At 65.7% G+C, this 19,125-nt stretch carries 9 protein-coding genes; 8 read left to right on the top strand and 1 reads right to left on the bottom strand.

Annotated elements, in window-relative coordinates; genetic code table 11:
- Positions 1-196 precede the first annotated feature (196 nt).
- The 6 genes from EER27_RS04280 (at position 197) to EER27_RS04305 (ending at position 12,330) form a co-directional block, all read left to right on the top strand.
- Positions 197-5,137 (top strand): RHS repeat-associated core domain-containing protein, encoded by a 4,941-nt coding sequence (locus EER27_RS04280; RefSeq protein WP_123086802.1) that lies wholly within the window; start codon positions 197-199, stop codon positions 5,135-5,137.
- Entirely contained in the window at positions 5,130-5,408 is a 279-nt protein-coding gene (locus tag EER27_RS04285; RefSeq protein ID WP_123086803.1) for a hypothetical protein, read from the top strand. Before EER27_RS04280 ends, EER27_RS04285 begins: the two co-directional genes overlap by 8 nt.
- A gap of 173 nt (positions 5,409-5,581) precedes the next feature.
- On the top strand, positions 5,582-5,923 hold the full coding sequence (locus EER27_RS04290) for a hypothetical protein (RefSeq protein WP_223807169.1): 342 nt from the start codon (positions 5,582-5,584) through the stop codon (positions 5,921-5,923).
- Complete coding sequence (locus EER27_RS04295) at positions 5,920-6,600, top strand: hypothetical protein (RefSeq protein ID WP_148040926.1); 681 nt, start codon at positions 5,920-5,922, stop codon at positions 6,598-6,600. Before EER27_RS04290 ends, EER27_RS04295 begins: the two co-directional genes overlap by 4 nt.
- A 488-nt stretch (positions 6,601-7,088) precedes the next feature.
- Entirely contained in the window at positions 7,089-11,906 is a 4,818-nt protein-coding gene (locus tag EER27_RS04300; protein WP_190285642.1) for an RHS repeat-associated core domain-containing protein, read from the top strand.
- A 58-nt stretch (positions 11,907-11,964) separates the two neighbouring features.
- Complete coding sequence (locus tag EER27_RS04305) at positions 11,965-12,330, top strand: toxin-antitoxin system YwqK family antitoxin (RefSeq protein ID WP_190285643.1); 366 nt, start codon at positions 11,965-11,967, stop codon at positions 12,328-12,330.
- Positions 12,331-12,376: 46 nt separating this feature from the next.
- On the opposite strand, the gene nfi is transcribed toward EER27_RS04305, so the two are convergent.
- Positions 12,377-13,054 carry a deoxyribonuclease V gene (nfi, locus tag EER27_RS04310; RefSeq protein ID WP_123086807.1) on the bottom strand — a complete coding sequence of 226 codons (678 nt, stop codon included), beginning with the start codon at positions 13,052-13,054 and terminating at the stop codon, positions 12,377-12,379.
- A gap of 468 nt (positions 13,055-13,522) precedes the next feature.
- Between nfi and EER27_RS04315 the strand changes: the two genes are divergently transcribed.
- Positions 13,523-18,403, top strand: coding sequence for an RHS repeat-associated core domain-containing protein (locus EER27_RS04315; RefSeq protein WP_123086808.1), 4,881 nt, complete (start codon positions 13,523-13,525; stop codon positions 18,401-18,403).
- A gap of 83 nt (positions 18,404-18,486) precedes the next feature.
- The gene (locus EER27_RS04320; protein ID WP_148040927.1) at positions 18,487-18,792 is read left to right on the top strand and encodes a hypothetical protein; all 306 of its coding nucleotides are present in this window, start codon (positions 18,487-18,489) and stop codon (positions 18,790-18,792) included.
- Positions 18,793-19,125: the final 333 nt, after the last annotated feature.

A 19,125-nucleotide genomic window follows, 5' to 3' on the forward strand; every position in this document is an offset into this window, starting at 1 on the left:
GCGATTTCGTACAGCTGCGATTCGAGTCCGACGCGCATTGGCGGATTATTCTTTGCGCCCCGTCGCGTGATCTTCGCGCGATGCGGATCGGCGACGCCTCTGCTGCGATGCCGATGATCAGCGATCGAAGGGCCAAGCTGTTGTTCCACTGGCCCTTCTGATCGACCACTGCACGGACCGCAGGACACGCACCACGATGACCATCGCTGCCAAGCATTTCGATCCGCAACTCGGGATCGACATCCACCTCTACCTGATCCCGCCGTCACCGATTCCGATCCCGTTGCCGACGCCGCACATCGGCATCGTGCTCGATCCGTTCGACTACATCCCGGTGATCGGCGGCACGGTGCAGGTCAACGGCATCAAGCGCGCCACGGCCGGTTCGATGGGCCTGGACATCCACATCCCGGTGGGCGGGGTGTGGATGCCGACCATGAAGATGCCGATGGGCCCGCAATGGGACGACGAGATCTTCATGGGCAGCAAGACGGTGCTCGCCGACGGCGAACCGTTCTCGCGGGTGGCGATGCCGGTGTTGGCGTGCAACATCGTGGGCATGGTGGCGCCGTTCCGGCTGAAGAAGCCGAAGAAGCCGCACTTGTCGCTGCTGCTGCCGACCACGCTGAACCTGGCGATCCCGACCAACGTGTTTGTCGGTGGTCCGCCGACGGTGTCGTGGACCTCGCTGCTGTTCAACGCGGGCCTGGCGGGGCTGGGTAAGGTGCTCAAGAAGACCGGCATCGCCGGGCGCGCGGCGGATACGTTCAAGAAAGTGCGGCAGAAGCTGTTCAAGAACATGGAGCCGGGGTTCCTGAAGTGCAAGGTGCTGCGCGCCGAGCCAGTGGATATCCGCGACGGCAGCGTGTCGGTCGCGCACGAAGACTTCAGCATTCCCGGCCGCCTGCCGCTGGCGTGGACGCGCCGTTACGGTTCCAACAACGCGCATGCGGGTGTGTGCGGCCACGGCTGGCAGACCCCGGCCGACATCCGCCTGGAGATCGAACCCGACGGCACGGTGCTGTTCGTCGACGCGAGCAGCACGGCGGTATTTCCGCAGCTGCCGGTGGGCGAGGGCATCGAGCACGCGGTGCGCGAGTTCGTTGACGGCGCGCGGTTGTTCCGTGAAGGCGACGAACTATGGGTGCGCACCAAGGACGGCCTGCGGCACGGCTTTGTCGCGGGTCCGGCGAACGTCGCGGCATTGCAACCACAGGCGTTGCCGATCGAACGTATCGAGGACCTGTGTGGCAACCACTGGCGGTTCGAGCGCGCGCACGGCAGCCTGGTCCGCATTGTCGAAAGCGGCATTGACGATGCCGGCACCGGACAGGTCTTGCAGGGACGGTTCCTGGAGGTGGCATCGCGCGGCGGTCGCATCGAGCGCCTGCAACTGCACGATCCGGCGACCGGTCTGAACCACCCGCTGGTGAGCTATCGCTACAGCGCCGAGGGCGACCTGGTCGCGGCGCTGGACGCACTCGACGCGGCGCGCACGTTCGAGTACCAGCAGCACCATTTGCTGCGCCACACCGACCGCGTCGGTCTGTCGTTCTACTACGCCTACAACGCCCGCTGGCAGGTTATCCACGCCTGGGGCGACGGCGGCCTGCACGACTACCGGTTCCGCTACGACAGCGCGCTCAACGAGACCGAGATCACCGACTCGCTGGGCCACGTGTCGATCGTGAAGTTCGACGACAACGGCCTGCCGCTGTGCGAGATCGATCCGCTCGATGGCGTGACGGTGTTCGAGTACGACGACGTCGGCCGCACGACGGCCGTGGTCGACCCGATGGGCCTGCGGTCCGAGTTCGAATACGACGAGCGCGGCAATCTGCTCACGCTGACCCGGGCCGATGGCAACACGTTGTGCAGCACCTATGACGATGACGACCGCCCGCTCACGGTCACCGACCCCGGTGGAGCCGCCTGGACGCAACGCTGGGACGCGCGCGGTCTGCTGATCGAGCAGGTCACGCCGTTGGGTGCGATATCGCACTTCGACTATGACGACAACGGACTGCTGCGCAACCACACCGATCCATTGGGCGCATCGACCCGATTGCAGTTCGATCGCCATGGTCACTTGCAACGTCTGGTTGATCCGGCGGGTGCGGCGAGCACGTTTACGCACGATGGCCTGGGCTGCCTGCAGCAGCGGACCACCCGCGATGGCCAGGTTGCTCGCTACCACTACGACGCCAAGGGCCGACTGCTGCAAGTGGAACAGCCCTCCGGCAGGGTGCGTTGCGACTACGACGCCGAAGACCAGCTGACCCGCCACACCGACACTTTCGGCGCAGTCACCCGACTGGAGTTTGTCGGCCTGGGCCAGGTCGCCAAGCGCGTGCAGCCCGACGGCCACTGCGTCCGTTACGAGTACGACACCGAAGAACGGCTCGTCGCCGTCACCAACCAGCGCGGAGAGACGCACCGTCTCCACCGCGACCCGGTTGGGCGCGTCACCGAAGAGGTGGACTACTGGAACCAGGCGCGTCAATACCGTTACGACGCCGCCGGACGCCTGACCGGCATCGTCGACCCGTTGGGGCAGGCAACGGCCTACGTCACCGATCCCTTGGGACGCATCACCGCCAAGACGCTGCTGCACCCGGACGGAGGAGCAAAGCCGTTCAAAGAGCAGTTCAAGTACGACCGGGCGGGTCGCCTGATCGAGCTGCGTAACCCGCATCGCCACGTGACGCGCACCTTCGACGCGGCGGGGCAGCTGGTCGAAGAGAATCAGGACGGATTCCGCGTCACCAGCACCTACGACATCCTCGGTCGGCGCGTGTTGCGCGAAACCAGCATCGGCAATCGCGTCGCTTGCGCGTACGACCGGAGCGGACACCTCGACCGCATCGCGCTCAACGATGAAGCGCCGATCGTCATCGAGCGCGACGAGATGGGCCGCATCGTCGGCGAGCGTCTCGGCCCCCAGGTGCGGCGCCAAAGAAAGTACGACGCCCGCGGTCGGCTGACCGCGCAATCGGTGTCGCACGGCGAGGCGCCACTGTTCGAGACGCGCTATGCATACGATCGCAGCGGCAACCTGACGGGACGCAACGACAGCGAACACGGCGATGATCACTACGCCTATGACCCCTTGGGACGCTTGTTGAGTCATGTCGACCCAACCAACAGGATCACCCATTTCCTGAACGACCCGGCGGGCGACCGCCTGCGTACCCGGGTACAGGAGTTGCGCCTGCAGCGGGCCGTTGGCGCCGACATCCTGCCTGACCAGTGGACTCGGGAAGGCAGCCACGAAGGCCTGCACTACGTATTTGACCGCTCGGGCAACCTGGTCCGCCGTGGTGAGTCCCGCAGCTTTGATGGCCCCGGCGACGAGGTCCGTGACCTGCACCTGCGCTGGGACGCCAACAACCGCCTGGTCGAAAGCCGCAAGGACGGCAAGTGCACGGGATACGGCTACGACCCGCTTGGTCGCCGTGTCTTCAAGCGCAATCCGACCCATACCACCTGGTTCTTCTGGGATGGGAATGCGCTGCTGGCTGAAGTCACTCACGCCAACGACGCGGTCAAGATGCCGGCGCTTGGCGAAAGCAACGTCCTCGACCTCCTGGCGGCGCGAAAGCGCAAGCAGGCGTTCGAGGCGTTGCACAAGCGCGCACGCGAGTACGTGTACTACCCGGGCACGTTCGTGCCGCTGGCGATGTTGGACAAGCAGGAAGTCCGATCGACTGCGAGCCAGGCCGGCGACCCGGTCATGCGGCACCCGAACGCCTCCCGTGACGCATCTGCGCCGAAAAAGGTTCCACTCGTGCCGCTTGTCGCGCCACATGCGGCCGCGGTCATCCAGTCAGCACCGGCACACGCGAAAGCGCCCACGCCAGCGGGCACGCGGGCCTCGCCAATGACTGGCGGTGGATTTGGCGGGCTGGGCGCAATGACCCTCGGCCAGCCGACCGCCAAGGAGCCCGCAACTGGATCGCTCGCCCTCGCTCAGGCGACTGAGGCATCGGGTACGGCGCAGCCAGCGGCGCCAAGTGATTCGGGACCGACCTCGGACGTTCCAGCGCAAGCCCAGAGCACAGGTCCGGTTGCGGCATTGGGCGGCCTGGGCGGACTGGGGATGCTGGCAAGCGCCGGCGGCACGTCAGGTCAATCCGGGCCCGGCCTGTTGGCTGCAGCGCCAGTGACGTCGAGCGAGATCATTCGTTCGACGGTCGACACGGCCGTGCCCGCGAACGAAGACGCTTTCGAGGCGGCCTCTGTCCCGGTCATCGCGCGCGCGGATCTGTCCGAAGAACGGCAGGCAAGTGTCGAATGGGAGACGGTGGTCTATCACTACCACGTGGACCCAAACGGTTGTCCGACACGAGTGACGACCATGGACGGGCAGGTCGCCTGGTCGATGGGCTTCACTGCGTGGGGAGCGACGCGACAGCAGCACGTTGCTCGCATCGACAACCCGCTGCGGTTCCAGGGGCAATACTTCGACGCCGAAAGCGGGCTGCACTACAACCGGCATCGCTATTACGACAGTGGCATCGGACAGTTTGTCGGTCAGGATCCGATCCGGCTGCTCGGCGGCACCAACACGTACGAGTACTCGCGAAACGCCATTGCCTGGGCGGATCCACTGGGCCTTACCAGCACACCGGTCGATCCGCCGGTCGAACCCGTCGGCAGTTTCGGTGGCACGTACGCGGGCGGCCCGGAGCGCCTCCCGAGCATCGTGTACGACGGCGGCAGGACGACACTGTTCCACTACACCAGCGGGGAGAACCTGCAGAGAATCCTGGATTCGAACGAACTGTGGCGTTCCACCGGATTCGACCACGCCCGCTACGGCGACGGACAGTACCTTGCCGATATCGTTCCGGAGGATGTCGTCGGCGTGGCGACGAAGCAGGATCTCAACCAGCAGCAACTCAGGGACAAGAAGTTGTCGCTTGGGCAGCTGTCCTCGCTCTTCTACAATCGAGGATCGAACATCGACAATCTGACCCACTACATCGAGATCGACGTCAGCGATCTGGAAGTTCGGCACGGATTGACGGCCAATGGAAACAACGCAAGAAGGGGTATCCAGTTCGTGCTCAACGATGGAAACCTCGATTTGACTGGACGAATTAGAAGTCACGGACCGGTGGGGTGTCGTGGGTAACTACTACAAGATGTACATGGAGTCCCACGAAGGGGACGAGGGCGAGTTCTTCTGCGAGGTCGTGGACGGAATGATCGTCCGCCACGTCAGCGTCTTCAACGGGGTCTACTACTGGGCCACGCGTGAGGACAGCTTTGACGGCGAGTACGACTTCACCAGCCGCCCCGAGTTCGATCCCGCGACGGAGCGGGCCGAGCCCATTCCGGACGAAGCATTCGACGCGGTCTGGGCATTGGCGATGCGTCAGCCGCGCGGTGGTGTTGGAGCGTGACCGGTGCAGGGCGCTGGCAAGCGGGTAGGTGATCCCGACTGGTGCTGCGGGATGCGAGATTGTGCAGAACGTGGCGAATGCCCCGGCTTGGGCACCCGAGTTGCGCGGTGCAGGCGGCCATTCAAGAACGGGATACCGTTCTCTGCGATGACGTTGTTGCCCAATTCCGGTCGTTGCACCTGACCGACTCGCCCCTTCTTCAAGGAAATGTCATGCCAGCGCTTTGCGACTATACGAATGTCTACAACACGGCTTTGGCTGTGCTGAAAGAGAAGGGGTATCAGCTTTGGTACAACCCGGCCTCCGAGATGTTCGGAGCGGAGCGGGATGGCTGGGACTTCCTGGCCGACACGCCATCTGCACTGCTGGGCATGGTGGCGATCTATGAATCGAGCACGCCGGGGCAGTATTCGGACTACTGGTGGCGAAAGGACGCTGAGCAGTTGTACGGAAGGCTGCCGGTCGAACCACGCGCCTATACCTCCGCTGTCTATCAGCGACGCAAGGAGACGTGACGCGCGCCTTGCGGTCAGTCACGGCCGATCGTCGGTCGTTGCGTGCGGCGTCGCGTGGTCGAATTGTTCGCTTCGGAGCGGCAAGCGGTAGCCTGCGGTCTGAAGGGCGGACCGTCGTCAGCGTTGCAAGTGCAACCGTCTCCAGCGGCGATAGTGGCGATGAAACTGGCAGTGGCATAGCCGTTGTACCCGAAGGGACATTGCTGGCTGCTCATTCGATGTTCGGTTCGACCACCTACTGGCTCGGTTCAATGACTCTCAACGAGTGCATCATCGAAAGCACTGATCGCGAGGCCGATGCGGGATTTTTTCGCCGCTTCAGCAATTCAGACGTCTTTTCCTCGGTGGATGCAACCGCAATTGCGGCGTGTCGAGGATCTTTGGACGCGCCTTCCGGCATGGGGCTCAGGCTGCAAATTGCGAACATTGATCTGGGCCGAATTGGGTTGTTCTACACGTCGATGGATGACGTCAGGCTGGGTGAAGAGTTCACAGGGATGCCGCTGATTCGAGCGGCACAAACGGTGTGCGACTTACCTGAGGTCGACGGAATGTTGATCCAGAGCGATGGGGACGCGTGGGTTATTGCCCGTAAGGAGGCATTGCGCGAGGTCATCGGGCAGGTGAGAGATGATGTCTTCTACAAAGACTTCTCAAAGCCGCCAGCGGCCTCGTAGCCTTCTTTCCTAGCCGCCAAGAACCAACCCATCGCTCGGCACGGCCGGGCGGTGTTGCTTTTGTCGCACGCTGCTCCAGCTGCGGCAGTTCCATGTGGCTGGCCCGGTTGGCGACGATGTAGTTCTGCCGCGCCAACCAGCGGAACCGCGTCCGGATCGAGACGATCGGGTTAGCCCCCATGCATTAGGTCTAGCCTTCGTCCACTACGGGTGGGCGCGTGACCGTTACGAGGCGCCGGCAAGCGGGTAGGTGATCCCGGCGCGATTTCTGCGGGACGCGTGATCGCGCAGAGCGCAATGAAGTCCTTTGCTTCGGCACAAAGTTCAGCGCATTGGCGGCATACGCTTTGAGCACGTCGTGTGATCTTGGCGCGATGCGGATCGGCGACGCCCGCTGCGATGCCGATGACCAGGGATCGAGGGGCACGGCTGTTGTCCGACTGGCCCTTCTGGACGACCACTGCACGGACCGCAGGAAGCGCGCCACGATGACCATCGCCGCCAAGCATTTCGATCCGCAACTCGGGATCGACATCCATCTGTACCTGATTCCGCCGTCGCTGGTTCCGGTTCCGTTGCCGACGCCGCACATCGGCATCGTGCTCGATCCGTTCGACTACGTCCCGGTGATTGGCGGCACCGTGCAGGTCAACGGCATCAAGCGCGCCACGGCCGGTTCGATGGGCCTGGACATCCACATCCCGGTGGGCGGTGCGTGGATGCCGACGATGAAGATGCCGATGGGGCCGCAGTGGGAAGACGAGATCTTCATGGGCAGCAAGACGGTGCTCGCCGACAGCGAACCGTTCGCGCGGGTGGCGATGCCCGTGCTGGCGTGCAACATCGTGGGCATGGTGGCGCCGTTCCGGCTGAAGCCTAAGAAGCCGCACGTTTCGCTGCTGTTGCCGACCACGCTGAACCTGGCGATTCCGACCAACGTTTTCGTCGGTGGTCCGCCGACCGTGTCGTGGACCTCGCTGCTGTTCGGCGCGGGCCTGGCGGGGCTGGGCAAGGTGCTGAAGAAGTCCCGCATCGCCCGGCGCGCTTCGAAGTCGTTCAAAAAAGTGCGTCAGAAGCTGTTCGAGAACATGGAGCCCGGGTTCCTGAAGTGCGTCGTGCTGCGTGCCGAACCGGTGGACATCCGCGACGGCAGCGTGTCGGTGGAACACGAGGACTTCAGTATTCCCGGCCGCCTGCCGCTGACGTGGACGCGTCGCTACAGCTCGGTCAATGCCCACGCCGGGCTGTGCGGCCACGGCTGGCAGACCCCGGCCGACATTCGCCTGGAGATCGAGCCCGACGGCACGGTGCTGTTCGTCGACGCGAGCAGTACCGCGGTGTTCCCGCAGCTACCGGCGGGCGAGGGCATCGAGCACGCGGTGCGCGAGTTCGTGGACGGCGCGCGGTTGTTCCGCGATGGCGACGGGCTGTGGGTACGCACCAAGGAGGGCCTGCGGTACGGTTTTGTCGCGGGCCCCGCGAACGTCGCGGCACTGCAACCACAGGCGCTGCCGATCGAACGCATCGAGGACCTGTGCGGCAACCACTGGCGGTTCGAGCGCCGTGACGGCCAGCTGGTTCGCATTGTCGAAAGCGGTGTCGACGGCCTGCAGGGGCGCTATCTGGACGTGCAGACGCGTCGTGGCCTGATCGAACGCTTGCAATTGCACGACCCCGCCACCGGCATCAGCCACCCATTGGTCAGCTATCGTCACGATGGCGGAGGCGACCTGGTCGCGGCGTCGGACGCCCTCGATGCGGCGCTCACGTTCGAGTACCAGCAGCACCGACTGCTGCGCCACACCGACCGCGTCGGCCTGTCGTTCTACTACGCCTACAACGCCCGGTGGCAGGCCATCCACGCCTGGGGCGACGGCGGCCTGCACGACTACCGGTTCCGCTACGACAGCGCGCTCAACGAGACCGAGATCACCGACTCGCTGGGTCACGTGTCGTTGGTGAAGTTCGATGACAACGGCCTGCCGCTGTGCGAGATCGATCCACTCGACGGCGTGACCGTGTTCGAGTACGACGAGGTCGGCCGCACCACGGCCGTGGTCGACCCGATGGGCCTGCGTACAGAGTTCGCGTACGACGATCGCGGCAACGCGCTGAAACTCACCCGTGCCGATGGCAGCCAGTTGCAGGTCCGCTACGACGAGGAGGATCGATCGATCGAGACGATCGAACCGGACGGCGCCACCTGGGCCCGGCAGTGGGACAAGCGCGGCCTGCTGCGCGCCCAGTGCTCGCCGCTGGGGGCAACCACCCGCTATGACTACGACCACCACGGTCAGTTGCACAGCGTTACCAACGCGCTGGGGGCCAGCACGCTTGTTGCGTTCGATCGGCATGGGCAACTGGCCTGCATGACCGATCCGCTGGGGCACGCCAATCGCTTCGAGCATGACGCGATGGGGCGCCTGATCTGTCATGTCGATGTCGTCGGCGCGATGACGCGCTACCACCACGACGCGAAGGGGCGAGTGGTCCGGGTCTTGCTGCCAGGCGGAGGCGAGCTGCACCACACGTTCGACGCCGAGGATCGTCTGTTGCGTCACGTGGATGCGGCCGGCGCGGTCACGCGCCTGGAGTATGCCGGTACCGGCCAGCTCAGCAGGCGCGTCCAGCCCGATGGGCACGCGGTGCACCATCTGTACGACACCGAAGAGCGCCTTGTCGCCTTCGTCAACCAGCGTGGGGAGCGTTGCGAGTTCGAGTTCGATCCGCTGGGCCGCATCGTCCGTGAAGTCGATTACTGGGGCCAGGCGCGTCATTACCGTTTCGACGCGGGTGGGCGGCTGATCGAGACAATCGATCCGTCCGGTCAGGTGGTCACCTGCAGCAACGATCGGCTGGGCAGGATCACCGCCCGCCACATGGACGATACCCTGCGCCCGGGCCACAAAGTGCAGGAAACCTTTCGCTACGATCGCTGCGGTCAGCTGGTCGAGATGCGCAGCGCGCATCGTCTGGTGCAAAGGGTTTTCGACGCGGAGCGACGGCTCGTCGAGGAGCGTCAGGACGGCTTCCGGATCAGCAACACCTACGATGCGCTCGGCAATCGTGTACTGCGCGAAACCAGCGCCGGCAATCGTGTTGCGCAGCAGTTCGACGTCCGCGGGCTGGTGTCGGCAATCACGATCAACGACGGCTCGCCGATGGTCATCGAGCGCGATGCTCTGGGGCGCATCGTCGGCGAGCGCATGGGCGAACGCCTGCAGCGTCTGCGCCGCTACAACGCGCTGGGCCTGCCCGCCAGCGAGACGGTGCTCGTCGGACAGACGACGGCCTTCGAGACTGCATACGACTTTGACCGCTCCGGAAACATGACCCGGCGCAGCGACAGCCAGCATGGGGCTGAAGCTTTTGCCTACGACCCGATTGGCCGCCTGCTGGCGCACACCGACGCGGCTGGACGCAGCGCGCAGTTCCTGCACGACCCGGCCGGTGGCCGCATGACCACGCACGTGCAGGAGGTTCGCCTGCAGCAGGCCGCCGGAGCCGAGGGCCACGCCCCCGGACACTGGGCCCGCGAGGGAAGCTGGGACGGCCAGGACTACAGCTTCGACCGGGCCGGCAACCTCGTGCGGCGCCGTCGTACGACGAGCCGCCCGGGCAACCCTGGCGAAGAAGACGGGCTGCAGCTGCGCTGGGACGGGAATCACCGGCTGGTGGAAAGCCGCGGCGATGGAGTGACCACGCACTATGGCTACGACGCCCTCGGCCGTCGGGCGTTCAAGCGCGGGCCGACCCACACCACGTGGTTTTTCTGGGATGGCGACGCATTGCTCGGCGAGGTTCGCGAAGGCAACGCGCAGGCACACGGGACCGTGCGCGCCACCGGCACCGTCGCCGACCTGATGGCTGCCCGCAAGCGCCGTGAGTCCTCGGCGTCGCTGCATGCCCGCGTTCGCGAGTTCATCTACTACCCGGGCAGTTTCGTGCCGCTGGCGCTGGTGGACCGGCGCTCGTCGGCATCATCGAGGCGGCAGCGCGCAGTCACGGCAGCGGCGTCGCCACAAGCGCCGTGCGCCGCCGCACTTGTTGCCGCTCCACAGCCTGGGGCTGTGATGCGCTCAGGCCTGCTTCCCGTCGCGCCTTCGTCAGCGGCCGCGGGAGGTCTCGCGTGCGCACCACCGGCAAAGCCGATCGCGATGCTTGCGCCAGTATCCTCGACACGCTCCGCGTCCGGCCTGGGCTTTGGCGGACTGGGGGGGCTTGCCCTCGGCGGTCGTGAGCCTGTCCACGCCGAACCATCGCAGACCCGCGAGAACGCGGTGAGCACGGCGGTGCCCGTGTCGGATGGCGATGCGGCCCTGACCAGGCTGGGATGCGCGGAAGGGATGACACAGGGGCCGTCACGCGGCCTTGCCGTGCAGGCGGAGGGCCTGAGCGATACAGCGACTCCGTCGTCGTCCTCGCACGCGGGCCCCGCTGGGACCGCCAGCGGAACGGACCGGCACGCCGACGCGCCGGTGACATCGCAACCACTGGCTCCGTCGCCCGAGGGTGCGGTTCCTGAAGACGCCGACGATCGCGAGGTCTTCCACTACCACGTCGACCCGAATGGCCTCCCGGTGCGCCTGTTCGACGACGCAGGGCACGTCGTGTGGTCGGCCAGCTATGCCACCTGGGGCGCGATCGCGTGCCTGCACGCCGATGAAGTGGACAACCCCCTGCGCTACCAAGGGCAGTACCACGATGCCGAAACCGGGCTGAGCTACAACCGCTTTCGTTATTACGACCCGCACTCCGGACAGTACGTCACGCAGGACCCGCTGCGCCTGGTGGGCGGCGATGATCTCTACGCCTACGGCATCAACCCGGTGGGGTGGATCGATCCACTGGGGTTGAAGAAGTGCCCCACCGCGGCGCAGGAAGCCGCGATGAAGAAGGCGACCTGGGAGGAATATACAGGCATGAAAGGCCGTATCGGCAAGAAGAAGCGCGGGCCCTGCTTTTCCATTGCCGTCGACCTCAAGACAGGGAAAATGAGCAAGGTCTACACCAACAATCTCGCTGGCTACTTTCCAAGCGATCTCCACCCGTCGATCAACGAAAGGATGTCCAGCGTGCCGCCCTATCGGGCACACAATGGCGAGGAGATTAGCAAGGGTCCAGGCACGCATTCCGAGATCTACGCGGTCAATGAACTGTTGAATGCGCGGAAGGGCGCAACCCTGAGCGACATCGCCGTATGGTCAATGGAGTCCTACGGCAAGCCCGGTGTCGCCATCGGCGATTACAAAGAGGCCTGTCCACATTGCGAGCATCTGCTCGATGGAGTGCACTTTGTCAAATGAATCTCCCCCGGTCTTGCGGGTTTCGGACGAAGATCTGGAGCCCGGTGAAGGCGATCAGATGACGCTGGATGGGCAACCGTTCACCGGCGTGACGTACTGCACCTATCCGGACGGGCAGCTCAGCTACGAGTTGACGATGGTCAACGGATTGCCAAAGGGTCTTTGCCGCGAGTGGCACCCCAATGGACAGTTGAGCCACGAGTGGATTGCCCAGCACGGGTGCGGCCCGGACAAGCTCACGACCTGGCACGAGAACGGCGTGCTGGCGTCGGTGAAGCGGGCCGAGCTGGGCGTCGAGACCGAATACAACGAATGGGACGAAAGCGGGCAGCTGCAGGTGCACCGTGTGCTCGAACCCGGGTCGACGTTGCACACGTTGCTGCTGCAGCTGCGTGAGCGCAAGGCGCGCGGACCGGCGGGCTGAGCACGGGCGGCCTGCGCCCAGGGCGCTGCCAGGGCGAGGAGGTCCTTCAGTCGGCGACTTTCAGGGCCTCCTGCACCAGGTGGTCCGCGGCCCGCGTCGTTTCCGGCAGGCGGTAGGTGGGGCTCAAGCGCAACACCCAGTCGCGCGCACTGGCAAGTCCAATGCGGTGGCCCACCGACACGTACAACGGATTGATTCCGGTTCGGGTTCGCAGCGCGCTGCCGATGATCTCGTCGCCATCGAGCAGGTCGGCATGCTCGCCGCGTGCGGGCCCGACCGGCGCATGGCGGCCCACCAGCCGGGTCTTGCCGCAACCGATCACCGGCACGTCGAACATCACGCCCAGGTGGCAAGCCAGGCCGAAGCGGCGTGGATGCGCCAGCCCCTGGCCATCGCAGACGATCAGGTCCGGCGGGGTCTGCAGCCGCTGCAGGGCGGCGGCGATGGGCGGCAACTCGCGAAACGAGAACAGCCCGGGGATGTAGGGGAAGCGCACCACGTCCTCGACCAGACTTTGTTCGACCACTGCCAGCGAGGTCGCATCCAAGACCACCGCGGCGGCGACCAGGCGGTCGCTGTGCGCTGCGTAGGCCACGTCGACGCCGGCCACGTAACGGATGTCGGCGAACCGGTCCTCGCGCTCGACCAGCGGTGCGAGTCGCCGTTGCTGGTCTTCGGCTGCGGCTTCGTCGGCAGGCCAGGGCAAGTCGAGGTAGGGATGCATGCAGCGCGGCCGAGTGGAGGGCATCTAGCGTAGCCCGGTCCGGCGATGCCGAGGAATGCGGCGAGCTCCAATACCGTCGGCAACACCACTCCGCGTCACCCCGGCGATGGCGACTGCCTGGTCTGAATCCACTCCGTGATTCGACGCGATCTGGGCGTTGGCGATTCGCCAGCCGCGCAGTGGCGCCGGCGCGTGACCGGTGCCGGACGAACGGGTTGGTGAGCGGGCTGGGGATCCCGGCGGTTGTCGCGGGACGAGATTGTGCAGAACGTGACGAAGGCCCTGACCGCGGCACCCGAGTTGCACGCGTTGGCGGAGTAATCTTTGTGCACCGTCGCGTGACTTTCGCGCGATGCGGATCGGTGACGCCTCTGCTGCGATGCCGATGATCAGGGATCGAGGGGCCCAACTGTTGTTCGACTGGCCCTTCTGGACGACCACTGCACGGACCGCAGGACACGCACCACGATGACCATCGCTGCCAAGCATTTCGATCCGCAACTCGGGATCGATATCCATCTGTACCTGATTCCGCCGTCACCGATTCCGATCCCGTTGCCGACGCCGCACATCGGCATCGTGCTCGATCCGTTCGACTACATCCCGGTGATCGGCGGCACCGTGCAGGTCAACGGCATCAAGCGCGCCACGGCCGGTTCGATGGGGTTGGACATCCACATCCCGGTGGGCGGGGTGTGGATGCCGACCATGAAGATGCCGATGGGCCCGCAATGGGACGACGAGATCTTCATGGGCAGCAAGACGGTGCTCGCCGACGGCGAACCGTTCTCGCGGGTGGCGATGCCGGTGCTGGCGTGCAACATCGTGGGCATGGTGGCGCCGTTCCGGCTGAAGAAGCCGAAGAAGCCGCACTTGTCGCTGCTGCTGCCGACCACGCTGAACCTGGCGATCCCGACCAACGTGTTTGTCGGTGGTCCGCCGACGGTGTCGTGGACCTCGCTGCTGTTCAACGCGGGCCTGGCGGGGCTGGGTAAGGTGCTCAAGAAGACCGGCATCGCCGGGCGCGCGGCGGATGCGTTCAAGAAAGTGCGGCAGAAGCTGTTCAAGAACATGGAGCCGGGGTTCCTGAAGTGCAAGGTGCTGCGCGCCGAGCCAGTGGATATCCGCGACGGCAGCGTGTCGGTCGCGCACGAAGACTTCAGCATTCCCGGCCGCCTGCCGCTGGCGTGGACGCGCCGTTACGGTTCCAACAACGCGCATGCGGGTGTGTGCGGCCACGGCTGGCAGACCCCGGCCGACATCCGCCTGGAGATCGAACCCGACGGCACGGTGCTGTTCGTCGACGCGGCCAGCACGGCAGTGTTTCCGCAGCTGCCGGCGGGCGAGGGCATCGAGCATGCGGTGCGCGAGTTCGTCGACGGCGCGCGGTTGTTCCGTGAAGGCGACGAACTATGGGTGCGCACCAAGGACGGCCTGCGGCACGGCTTTGTCGCGGGTCCGGCGAACGTCGCGGCATTGCAACCACAGGCGTTGCCGATCGAACGTATCGAGGGCCTGTGCGGCAATCACTGGCGGTTCGAACGCCGTGACGGCCAACTGGTTCGCATTGTCGAAAGCGGCATTGACGATGCCGGCACCGGACAGGTCCTGCAGGGACGGTTCCTGGAGGTGGCATCGCGCGGCGGTCGCATCGAGCGTCTGCAACTGCACGATCCGGCGACCGGTCTGAACCATCCGCTGGTGAGCTATCGCTACAGCGCCGAGGGCGACCTGGTCGCGGCGCTGGACGCCCTCGACGCGGCGCGCACGTTCGAGTACCAGCAGCACCGCCTGCTGCGTCACACCGACCGCGTCGGTCTGTCGTTCTACTACGCCTACAACGCCCGCTGGCAGGTCATCCACGCGTGGGGCGACGGCGGTCTGCACGACTACCGTTTCCGCTACGACAGCCAACTCAACGAAACCGAGATCACCGACTCGCTGGGCCACGTGTCGATCGTGAAGTTCGACGACAACGGCCTGCCGCTGTGCGAGATCGATCCGCTCGACGGCGTGACGGTGTTCGAGTACGACGACGTCGGCCGCACCGTCGCCACCACCGACCCCGCCGGTGCGCGCACGCAGTTCGCGTACGACGAGCGCGGCAACCTGCTCACGCTCACGCGGCCCGACGGCAGCACCCTGGAATCCGCCTACGACGCCGACGACCGCCCGGTCGCCGTTACCGATCCGGGTCAGGCGGTGTGGCGGCAGTGTTGGGACGAGCGCGGCCTGCTGATCGAACAGGCCACGCCGCTGGGCGCGGTGTCGAGGTTCGAGTACGACGACGCCGGCCAACTGCAGTCGCACACCGACCCGCTGGGCGCGGTGACGCAACTGCAGTTCGATCGCCACGGCCAATTGCATCGGCTTACCGACCCGCTCGGTGCGAGCGACCGTTACGCGCACGATGGACTCGGCCGGCTGCAGTCGCAGACCAACGCGGCGGGGCAGGTCACGCGTTACCAGTTCGATCCGCGGGGCCGGCTGCAGCGTGTCGAGCACCCCGGCGGCGTTGTCCGCTGCGAGTACGACGCCGAGGGCCAGCTGGTCCGCCACACCGACGAGGCCGGCCAGGTCACCCGGCTGGAGTACGTCGGCATCGGCCAGATCGCGCGGCGCGTGCAGGCCGACGGCCACAGCATGCGCTACGAGTACGACAGCGAGGAGCAACTGGTCGCGCTCATCAACCAGCGCGGCGAGCGTTACCAGCTGCGTCGCGACGCAATGGGCCGGATCGTCGAGGAAGTGGATTACTGGGGCCAGCCGCGCCAGTACCGCTACGACCCTGCCGGTCGCCTGACCGGCACCAGCGACCCGCTGGGTCGCGAAATCGCCTACGCCACCGATCGGCTCGGCCGCCTCACCGCCAAGACCTTGCCGGACGGTTTCAGGGAGACCTTCAAGTACGACCGGCAGGGTCACCTGGTCGAGGTGTGCAATCCGCACCGGCGCATCACTCGCGCCTTCGATGCCGAGGGCCGCCTGAGCGAAGAAGTCCAGGACGGCTTCCGCATCGCCAACACCTTCGATGCCTGCGGCCGGCGCGTGTTGCGACAGACCAGCGCCGGGCACCGCGTCGCCTGCGACTACGACGCGCGTGGTCAGGTGAGCCGCATCATCCTCAACGACGACGCGCCAATCGTCTTCGAACGCGATGCACTGGGCCGCGCCACCACCGAGCACCTGAGCCCGCAGGTACAACGCGAGCTGCACTACGACGAGCGCGGCATGCTCAGCGCGCAGCGCGTGATGCGCGGCGAAGCGGCGCTGTTCGACACCGCGTACGACTACGATCGCAGCGGCAACCTGACCGCACGCCGCGACAGCCAGCAGGGCGATGATGTCTACACCTACGACCCCATCGGCCGCCTGCTCACTCACCTCGACCCACGCAGCCAGCTGACCCACCACCTCAGCGACCCGGCCGGCGATCGCCTGCGCACCCGCGTGCAGCAGATCCGCGCGAAGCAGGTGGTTGGCGGTGCGGCCGAACCAGAACACTGGTCCCGGGAAGGCGACCATGAGGGCCAGCGCTACGTCTTCGACCGCGCCGGCAACCTGGTCCGCCGTGGCGAAACCCGCCGCTTTGACCGCCCCGGCGACGACGTCCGCGACCTGCACTTGCACTGGGACGTCAACCAGCGCCTGGTGGAAAGCATCCGCCTCGGTCAACGCACGCGCTACGGCTACGACGCGCTGGGCCGGCGGGTGTTCAAACGCAACCCCACCCACACCACCTGGTTCTTCTGGGACGGCGACGCCCTGCTGGGCGAGGTCACCCACCCCAACGGCCAAACCAACGCCCCCGCCTTGCGCGACGATGGCGTGCCGCTGGATTTCCTCACCCGACGCCAACGACAGCGCGCCTTCGAGCCGCTGCACGCGCAGGTGCGCGAGTACGTCTATTACCCCGGCAGTTTCGTCCCGCTGGCGCTGATCGATCGCGTGGCGGTGCCGGAGGACGCGAGTGCGGCGAACGACGCGAACCGCGTGGATGGCGGTGCTTTCGAGTCGCCGGGGGCTACCGGCGCCGTCGCGCCCACGAAAGGCGACGGCGCGGGAGCGCTTGCCCCCGTCGAGCCAGCCCCCGCGCAGCCCCTGACGGGGAGGGCGGCCGCGCAGTCGCCTGGGAATGCGGCGACTCTCGCACCGGATCCCTCGCTGAAGCGTTTCGCGGATCGGCCGGCGAGAGGACCGGCCGACGCCAGTGCCGCCACCGCCGGTTTCGGCGGCCTCGGCGGCATGAGGCTGGGCGTCGCACCCGCCGACACACCGTCTACCGGCGCCCTCAATGCCATCGCCGCGCCTCGCGAGCCGGACACCGGCTCCTTGCAGGGAGCACGTCCGGAGGCCGGGGAATCCGGCCTGGGTGGAATGGCATTGGGCGCCGCTGGCGACAAACCTGCGCGGGCAATCGTCGCGCCGCCAGCGGCAGTCACGGCCCCGGCCGAGAGGAAAACCGAGGCCGACGCGTTTTCCATTGCGCCCGTTTCAGGAGTGCCCGTTTCCCAAGCACAGGATTCAACGAATCCCAACGGCGCATCGACTGCTCCGTCCAACGCCGCAAGCACCGTGGTCGCGTTGTTCTCCGCCGCCCCGGCGACAGACACCACCCGCTGGGTCACCCGCATCCGCCACTACCACGTGGACCCCAACGGCTGCCCCACGCGCATCACCGCCGCCGACGGCGAGCTGCTGTGGTCAGCCAGTCATGCCGCCTGGGGTGAGATCACCACCCAGCACGTTGCCAAGGTCGACAACCCGCTGCGTTTCCAGGGGCAGTACTTCGATGCGGAGACGGGCCTGCATTACAACCGCCATCGCTACTACGCTCCGTCGCTTGGCATGTTCGTCGGGCAGGACCCGATTCGAATCATCGGCGGGAGCAATCTGTATGCGTACGCGGCGAACGCGTTTGGCTGGATCGACCCGCTCGGGCTCGAGAAGTACGTCATCTTTGGCGAGGGCCAGAATGCCGTCAACAAATATGCCGAAGAGGTGAGGAAGAAGCTTCCCAATACCGAGTTCAGAACGATATCCAAGGACTGGAGCCGCATCGTCCGCGATTCGGGGGCGAGCGCCTACGACATGAGTACCAGGGAGTGGGAAGAGCTGGCCATCCAGGGAAATGTCGATTGGATAGAGAGAATGCACCGCGAGGGGTACCACTTCATCGACATCGGAGTGGATGGCGCGGTGAACAGAAGTCCGTTCTACCAGGCGGAGGTCGAAGCCCTCAACAGAGTTGGGGCAACGGTCCACCGTGGAAAATCCACGCTGATTGCGGCGGTCCGTGCTGCCTCGTCGGTCAGCACCCGCCCCCCTTCCATGACGAGGTGCGTCTGATGAGGTTGGTTGTCCATTTGCACATCCCGCGCGCGCGCAAGGATCAGGCGCTCGAGTTCTACTCAGGAAAGCTTGGATTTCCCATGACACACGGCGCCATCTCGGTCTGGCCCAGTGACGAGGTTGAACTTCAGCTCAAGTACGTTGATGGCGTCGTAACGCCACAGGAGTATTCCCTCTTCAGCCTCGGTTTCGACGGCGATATCTCCGGCCGTTGCGCGGAGTGGATACGACGCGGGGTGGAGTTCAAGGCGGTCTACATGCACCCCGGTGGCCTGACCGCCGTGATTCGCGACCCGTTCGGAAACCTCATGGAGTTCGAAGGGGACGACGAAGGGGCAATGTCGATCCTCGAGTGGCAGGAGTACGGGTTCTTCAAGCGATTCTAGAAGCAGGCCAAGCCACGCCAACCGCGCACCCGCGACGTCGGACAGCGCTGGCAAGCACCGTCGATCCTTGGCGTGATCGAGTCGGCGCGCACGCAGGGATCTCAGCGGCGCCGCTGGCTGTGCATCGGTTGATTGAGCGACGCGATGCACGATCGCGTCGATGATTCGGGGCGACGCGAGGAATCGGCTCGCGATGTGGGGGCGTTTTCGTTACGCCAGCCCTGGTGGGATGGGACTTCAGATCGGCGTGCTACCCGAAATCGGGGGAGGTCGCATCGTGTCCGCCTGCGTGGATCGCGCGCATTTGGGAGCGTCGCCTTACGCAATGGCGGC

Origin of the sequence: Montanilutibacter psychrotolerans (assembly GCF_003719825.1) — a bacterium.
Classification (GTDB): domain Bacteria; phylum Pseudomonadota; class Gammaproteobacteria; order Xanthomonadales; family Xanthomonadaceae; genus Montanilutibacter; species Montanilutibacter psychrotolerans.